This is a genomic window from Paraburkholderia sp. UCT31 (assembly GCF_014397655.1).
In the GTDB taxonomy this organism is placed as follows: domain Bacteria; phylum Pseudomonadota; class Gammaproteobacteria; order Burkholderiales; family Burkholderiaceae; genus Paraburkholderia; species Paraburkholderia tuberum.
Map to the genome: position 1 here is coordinate 1 of NZ_VZQP01000231.1, position 250 is coordinate 250.

A 250-nucleotide genomic window follows, 5' to 3' on the forward strand; every position below is an offset into this window, starting at 1 on the left:
TTCTGACATCCAGAGAGCCGTCGCACTGTCGCAGCGGGATCTCGCTCACCTCGTCCTGATCTCTCGCGGCGTTGTTGGTCTCGTACTAAATTTCCACTTCTGACGGGTTACGCTGACGGATACGTTTCAATCAGAGCCGTTCGTGAAACCTTATTGCGATACACCGCCCGGCCGCGCGCATCGGCGCCGTGGAGTTGAAAGACACGCTTGGCGAGGTCAATGCCGAGAAGATCGATTTCCATGGTGTGCC

Annotated in this window: 1 pseudogene; it reads right to left on the reverse strand. The window is 56.8% G+C overall.

Annotated features, from left to right (window positions below):
- Nucleotides 1-122: 122 nt before the first annotated feature.
- Nucleotides 123-242, reverse strand: a pseudogene (locus F6X40_RS43810) (IS110 family transposase); the annotation flags it as partial.
- Nucleotides 243-250: the final 8 nt, after the last annotated feature.